This window comes from Iningainema tapete BLCC-T55 (assembly GCF_014698965.1).
Lineage (GTDB): Bacteria > Cyanobacteriota > Cyanobacteriia > Cyanobacteriales > Nostocaceae > Iningainema > Iningainema tapete.
Window position 1 is genome coordinate 1 of sequence record NZ_JACXAE010000131.1, and the last position, 6311, is coordinate 6311.

Genomic DNA, 6311 nt, shown 5'->3' on the forward strand with positions numbered 1-6311 from the left:
TGAAAATATGTCATTGGGTATAGTTTTAACTACTTATTTTCTCTAACTCGTGAAAAAATGGGCGAACCGGGAGTAATTAATTACGAATTTCATGATGAACAACTTAAAACCCATTCACGTAAAGTGAATCAATGGCTTGGCGAAGCTATATCGTTGATGAAAAAAGGTTCGGACAAAGATGCAGAAAAAGCTCAAGTTTTACTTAAGCAAGCACTTGAAGTAGAGCCAGATTCTCCTGACTTGCTGAACAATTTGGCTGCTACCTATGAAATTCAAAATCGTAGAGAGGAAGGCGTTGGGATCATGCATGATATTGTTGAACGTTTTCCCGACTACGTGTTTGCTCGCGTATCAGTTGCCCGTATGCATATACTGAAAGGCGAAATTGAAGCAGCAGAGGCACTACTCAAACCCCTAGTTTCCCGAAAGCGCTTCCATTTTGATGAGTTTGCGGCTTTTTGCAATGGCTACATTGAACTGCTGCTTGCTGAAGATAAAAAAGATGGGGCGATCGCTTGGTTGAAAATGTGGGAAGGTATAGATCCAGATCGCCCTGATATTATGACATGGAAGCTCCGCTTGGAAGGACCTGGAATACTGAAAAAGCTGTCGAAACTCGGTAAATGGGGATTGGGCAAATAATCAGATTTTTGTAGGGGCAAAGGCTAGCCTTTGCCCCTAAGATCGTGGTTTATTTACTCTTAGTAGTAAAGAGGGCAAGCTAGTTGTGAACAAAGATGAGTTTACCAGGCATACTCAAACAATCCAGCGGCAGGTAGAGGTGTTGGAAAGATACGTAATGCAGCTGCTGTAGAACTTCCTCTTTCGCTTGATGGTTTGCAGGTACTAATAGTGCCCGTCAACTTGTAGAACTACATGGAGGTATAATAGAGGCAGCCAGTGAGGGGGAAGGGCGCGGCTTGCTAGAGACCAGATCCATAAACCTGGAGGATGAACTTGAACTCACAAATTCAAAGCTAGCAAAGGTGACTCAGGAACTACAATTTACTCGAAATATATTGTCTACTACCAAGGTAGAGCTAAAGCAGACTGAAGAGGAACTCGAAACTGCACACCAACAGCAGCGACTGCTGAGCAAAAACTTGCATAATATCGAAGATTAACAACTAATAGCTAACTGTTAGTTATGCTGTTAGCTATTAGCTATTAACAATTAAAAATTCTCAGGGTTATTATCTACCATATCAGGTTCAGCGTCTCGCTTGGAACCTAATAACTCTAGTTGATCTACTAAAATCACAGGTGTAGAACGGTTTGCTCCGGTAGAGCGATCGCTCCAGGTGTCGAACTTCAAAGATCCTTTGACGGCGATTTGTTTACCTTTACGCACGTAGCTATTAGCTACCTCTGCTGTTTTGCCCCACAATTCTAAATTGAACCAATCAGTATGTTCATGATCTCGAGAGCGTCGGTTTACTGCTAGTGTTAATTTACACTTTACACTACCAGAATCGAAATATTTCATATCTGGGTCAGTACCTACACGACCAATTAAAGTGACAATATTGATACTCATGAGTCTTCCTTTTCAGTACAAGTGTACTTATTCATCATGTTTTCCATAATAACTAATAAAATAATTTCCGCCAGGAGGTAAAATAAATAACAAAAAAAATTACTAGTAAAAATGCTCAAAATTATTTGGTTAAAATTACAAAACTACACTGATTGACTCAAATGGGCTAAGAATATAAAAAATGAAAGCCATTATGGTAAAGATTCTAAAAAATTATATAAAAACATGCGTTTCTTTACTAGACTAAGTTCAAAAAAAATAATAGAATCCAGCACGATTCTATCTTACGGTAGTAGACACAATTATTTAAATTAGGGGGCGGAAAGAATAGTGGGTCTTTTCAGCAAATTTTCCTTATCACGAGACATGGGTATCGACCTCGGTACCGCCAACACTTTAGTATATGTATCAGGTAAAGGCATTGTTCTACAAGAACCTTCGGTTGTTGCTATCGATCAAAACGAAAAGGTAGCACTGGCAGTAGGAGAAGAAGCAAAAAAAATGCTTGGTCGTACACCCGGAAATGTAATTGCCCTGCGCCCTTTGCGTGATGGTGTAATTGCTGACTTCGATACAGCCGAGTTAATGTTAAAAAGCTTTATTCAAAGAGTAAATGAAGGAAAATCTCTGGTATTACCACGGATAGTCATTGGTATTCCTAGTGGAGTCACAGGCGTAGAAAGACGGGCAGTAATGGATGCTGCTACTCAAGCAGGCGCAAGAGAGGTTTTCTTAATTGATGAGCCAGTGGCAGCGGCGATTGGTGCGGGTTTACCTGTGGCTGAACCAACGGGCAATATGATAATTGATATTGGTGGCGGTACAACAGAAGTTGCTGTACTGAGCCTTCAAGGTACTGTACTGAGTGAATCAGTACGCATCGCTGGGGATGAATTAACCGAAGCGATTATGCAGTACTTAAGAAAAGTTCATAACTTAGTCATCGGGGAACGTACCGCAGAGGACATCAAAATTCGGATTGGCTCGGCTTATCCCACAATGGATAATGATGATGCCATGATGGAAGTTAGAGGCTTACACTTACTTTCTGGTTTACCGCGAACAGTATGCATTAAAGGACCAGAAATTCGTGAAAGCATGTCAGAACCGCTATCAGTAATTGTCGAAGCAGTAAAACGCACACTAGAACGTACACCACCGGAATTAGCAGCAGATATTATCGACAGAGGTATTATGCTCGCTGGTGGAGGAGCTTTGCTTAAAGGAATAGATACTTTAATTAGTCACGAGACTGGGATCGTCACACACATTGCCGCCGATCCTTTAAGTTGTGTAGTATTAGGAACAGGTCGCGTGTTAGAAAACTTCAAGCAGTTAGAGCGAGTTTTCAGTGGGCGATCGCGCAACATGTAGTGCGTAAGTAATGATCAATATTGGATTCTACTGAATAGAATCCAATATATCGGGGTGTGCCTATAAGCGATTATACGGTTAGGGAAAAGTATATATGTTTATATCACGTCGGTGGTGGGAGCAAAGAGGGTTACAAATCGGCTTGCTAGGTTTAGTGATTGGCAGCGCTTGGGTACTTCGTCAAACTCAAGGTGCGCTTCTCCTTGATGTTTATGAAGGAATTACTCGTCCCCTGCAAATGTTGCAACCAAGTCCAATGCCACAAGAAAATCGCTCAGATGCGAAGGTGTTGGAACTGCAAGCTCAAATAGTAGAGTTGGAAAGTCAAAATAAAAAGCTCAAACAGTTATTGAACTATGTGGAGAAAGAACCCCCAGTAACGCGCCCAATTCCCGCACGCACAGTGGGACGTGGTGCTGACAATTGGTGGCAACAAGTAACCATCAATCGTGGTAGCTCTTCAGGCATCAAAGAAGGTTTTGTCGTCAAAGCTGACGGTGGATTGGTGGGTTTAATCGAAAGTGTTACTCCTAATACCAGCCGTGTTTTGTTACTTAGTGACTTAAAGAGTCAAGTTGGTGTAACTGTTAGCCGTACAGGCGCTAAAGGCGTTTTACGGGGAGATTCTTCTGCTGAAGGGGTGTTGGAGTTTTATGAAAAAGTTCCCAATGTGAAGCTCGGAGATGTAATATCTACATCTACCTATAGTCAGAAATTTCCTGCGGGTATGGCGGTAGGTAAAATCAAGTCCTTGGATTTGAAAAAACTCCCAACATCGGTGGCAAAGGTGGAATTTTTTCCGCCCATTAGATCGCTTGATTGGGTGACAGTACATCCTAAACCACAAAACCCTATAGTAAATCAACCACCAAAGTCTAATTAGATTCCATGAAGATTCCTAAACTACAGGGTAAGAGACATCACCCAAAATCACGACAAAGAAAACCGCAACGAGAAATCCGTCCCCTTGTTCTTTGGCATCCTAACCTACGTAAAACTGTTAATTGGACAATAATAGTAGGTTCTGTACTGTTATGCTTATTGTTGTCGCTCAGACGCTTTCCTGGTATGGAGTTACTAGGAATTGGACCAAACTGGACTGTAGTTTGGGTGGTAGCATGGAGTGTCAAGCGTACAGCAACTCAAGGTGCATTAGCAGGTGTGGTTTTGGGGCTACTTCAAGATGCCTTGACATCGCCAGATCCAACTCATGCCCTCGGTTTAGGAATTGTGGGATTTTTGACGGGGTTGCTGCAAAAACAACGTTTTATTCAAGAAGACTTTATTTCTATTGCTTTAATTGTATTTGCTATGGCAGTTTTGGCAGAGACAATCTTTGCATCACAATTGACTTTGATGGGCGATCGCAACAACACCGACATTTGGGCATATTACCAGAAAGTTGTCCTTGCCTCTGCTATTCTCAGTAGCCTTTGGGCACCTGTAGTTTATTATCCGCTCAATCGTTGGTGGCAACGCCTGAGATTAGCAGAACAATTGTAAAAAAGGAGACAGGAGACAGGAGACAGGAGACAGGAGGTAGAATCAATGCTGTAGTTACAGTTATATGTACTAACAGTGCAATCAACGGTAGGAACAGACTTTGAACGGGCGATGATGCAGCGATGTCTAGAACTCGCCCGTCGCGCTTTAGGACGTACTTCCCCTAATCCTATGGTGGGGGCAGTAATTGTCAAAGATGGAGAAATTGTTGGGGAAGGATTTCATCCCCGTGCAGGTGAACCACATGCAGAAGTTTTTGCACTTAAAGCAGCAGGTGAGCTTGCTCGTGGCGCAACTATTTATGTTAGTCTAGAACCTTGTAATCACTACGGACGCACTCCTCCTTGTTCTGAAGCTTTGATCGCAGCTGGGGTGGCAATGGTAGTGGTGGGAATGGTAGATCCTAATCCACTGGTGGGTGGTGGTGGAATCGATCGCCTACGTGCTGCGGGAATAGAAGTAGTGGTGGGCGTTGAACAAGCAGCTTGTGAAAAACTTAATGAAGGTTTTGTTCACCGTATTCTCTACCATCGACCTTTGGGTATTTTAAAGTATGCTATGACTTTAGATGGTAAAATTGCTACAGCTACTGGTCATAGTGCTTGGATTACCAGTCAAGCTGCACGGAGTGAAGTCCATCAATTACGTAGAGCATGTGACGCAGTGATTGTCGGTGGAAATACGGTAAGACAAGACAATCCACGTTTAACTAGCCATTTGGAGGAAGTCCATAATCCCTTACGGGTGGTAATGAGTCGTCATCTCAATTTACCAGAGAGCGCTCACCTATGGCGGACAACTGATGCTCCCACTTTAGTGTTGACAGAAAAAGACGCTAACCCTGATTTTCAAGCTTTGTTACGTCGCCAAAATGTGGAAGTGGTGGAATTGTCACCTCTAACACCAGAGCAGGCTATGGTTTACTTTTATGAGCGGGGTTTTTGCAATGTGCTATGGGAGTGCGGTGGTATTTTAGCCGCCAGTGCGATCGCCAGTGGCTCGGTACAAAAAGTTCTTGCCTTTATTGCGCCGAAAATCATTGGTGGTAGTAATGCTCCTACACCTGTGGGTGATTTGGGTTTTACCTCAATGACAGAGGCAATGTCATTAGAGCGTGTGCAGGTACGAGCGGTAGATGCTGACTTTTTAATCGAAGGTTATTTGCCACATAAAAGTTAACAGTTAACAGTAATTGGAAACTGTTAACTAATTTGTTATTAACACTGCCGTTCTTGGACAAGATCTCGGATGAGAGTCAAGCGCGATCGGATGTAGTCGCACAGAAAATCGGTTTCATGGCAATCCAACAACGCTTGCGTTTTGGTTTGCTTTACCAACAACTGCACCAAGTTAGCGTCGTCAAGTTGCAATAGCGTCTTGGCTTGTGTGTTTTCGACTATAGTCCACAGCTGACGCAGAATTTTCGGAGTCATTAGACCTCCATTTAGATCATTTGCCTAGATGTTTTCAGAATACACAATGCAGGTTGGATTTTCCGGCATCCACGTACAAGCCGACACAAGTGTTATCAAAAACTTAATAATTCGAGTTATAAGTTGATGATGACTAAGAAAACTTGGAGTACGCCTTGAACTGAAGTTCAAGGCTAACAGCGCGCATTCCGTTAAAACGGACTGAAAGATTTATACCATTTCTCTAAAAGCTGGCTACACAAGATCCCTTTTTGCCCCCCGATGATCGGGGGGTTGGGGGGTTTAAACGTGTACCAAGCATAAGAAGAATTGGTATTACTTAGTGAGCTAAAGCTAACTAGCACTGGCTTGTCCCTATTTATAGACATCTCCGCGAGGACCAATTACAGCCCACATTCCGCACCCTTAACTGGCACATAGGAGAACGCATCGCCATTTTAGTACATAAGAACTAAAAAAGAAGT

General features: G+C 42.7%; 8 protein-coding genes. 6 read left to right on the top strand and 2 right to left on the bottom strand.

Going from position 1 to position 6311, the window contains the following annotated elements; translation table 11 throughout:
• Positions 1–57 precede the first annotated feature (57 nt).
• Together ICL16_RS42910 and ICL16_RS42915 are read left to right on the top strand one after the other, a co-directional pair.
• Positions 58–642, top strand: coding sequence for a tetratricopeptide repeat protein (locus tag ICL16_RS42910; protein WP_190838546.1), 585 nt, complete (start codon positions 58–60; stop codon positions 640–642).
• Between the two features lie 278 nt (positions 643–920).
• Positions 921–1124: a hypothetical protein gene (locus tag ICL16_RS42915; RefSeq protein ID WP_238361206.1), complete on the top strand. Its 204-nt coding sequence runs from the start codon at positions 921–923 to the stop codon at positions 1122–1124.
• A gap of 50 nt (positions 1125–1174) precedes the next feature.
• Here the strand turns inward: ICL16_RS42915 and ICL16_RS42920 are convergent, their stop codons facing one another.
• Complete coding sequence (locus ICL16_RS42920) at positions 1175–1537, bottom strand: single-stranded DNA-binding protein (protein WP_190838549.1); 363 nt, start codon at positions 1535–1537, stop codon at positions 1175–1177.
• 366 nt (positions 1538–1903) lie between these two features.
• Between ICL16_RS42920 and ICL16_RS42925 the strand changes: the two genes are divergently transcribed.
• The 4 genes from ICL16_RS42925 to ribD all read left to right on the top strand — a co-directional run bounded on the left by ICL16_RS42925 (position 1904) and on the right by ribD (position 5593).
• The gene (locus ICL16_RS42925) at positions 1904–2911 is read left to right on the top strand and encodes a rod shape-determining protein (protein ID WP_190838551.1); all 1008 of its coding nucleotides are present in this window, start codon (positions 1904–1906) and stop codon (positions 2909–2911) included.
• A 94-nt stretch (positions 2912–3005) separates the two neighbouring features.
• Positions 3006–3794, top strand: a complete 789-nt coding sequence (gene mreC / locus ICL16_RS42930) for a rod shape-determining protein MreC (protein ID WP_190838554.1) — start codon at positions 3006–3008, stop codon at positions 3792–3794.
• 5 nt (positions 3795–3799) lie between these two features.
• On the top strand, positions 3800–4414 hold the full coding sequence (mreD, locus tag ICL16_RS42935; protein WP_190838557.1) for a rod shape-determining protein MreD: 615 nt from the start codon (positions 3800–3802) through the stop codon (positions 4412–4414).
• 111 nt (positions 4415–4525) lie between these two features.
• On the top strand, positions 4526–5593 hold the full coding sequence (gene ribD, locus ICL16_RS42940; RefSeq protein ID WP_190838567.1) for a bifunctional diaminohydroxyphosphoribosylaminopyrimidine deaminase/5-amino-6-(5-phosphoribosylamino)uracil reductase RibD: 1068 nt from the start codon (positions 4526–4528) through the stop codon (positions 5591–5593).
• Positions 5594–5631: 38 nt separating this feature from the next.
• Here ribD and ICL16_RS42945 read toward each other — a convergent pair whose 3' ends face one another.
• Positions 5632–5847 carry a hypothetical protein gene (locus ICL16_RS42945; RefSeq protein ID WP_190838559.1) on the bottom strand — a complete coding sequence of 72 codons (216 nt, stop codon included), beginning with the start codon at positions 5845–5847 and terminating at the stop codon, positions 5632–5634.
• Between the last annotated feature and the right edge of the window lie 464 nt (positions 5848–6311).

Bases quoted from the DNA above. Each gene is read 5' to 3' on its own strand.
- ICL16_RS42910 (WP_190838546.1), top strand. From the start codon at position 58: ATGGGCGAACCGGGAGTAATTAATTACGAATTTCATGATGAACAACTT.
- ICL16_RS42920 (WP_190838549.1), bottom strand. From the start codon at position 1,537: ATGAGTATCAATATTGTCACTTTAATTGGTCGTGTAGGTACTGACCCA.
- ICL16_RS42925 (WP_190838551.1), top strand. From the start codon at position 1,904: ATGGGTATCGACCTCGGTACCGCCAACACTTTAGTATATGTATCAGGT.
- mreC (WP_190838554.1), top strand. From the start codon at position 3,006: ATGTTTATATCACGTCGGTGGTGGGAGCAAAGAGGGTTACAAATCGGC.
- mreD (WP_190838557.1), top strand. From the start codon at position 3,800: ATGAAGATTCCTAAACTACAGGGTAAGAGACATCACCCAAAATCACGA.
- ribD (WP_190838567.1), top strand. From the start codon at position 4,526: ATGATGCAGCGATGTCTAGAACTCGCCCGTCGCGCTTTAGGACGTACT.
- ICL16_RS42945 (WP_190838559.1), bottom strand. From the start codon at position 5,847: ATGACTCCGAAAATTCTGCGTCAGCTGTGGACTATAGTCGAAAACACA.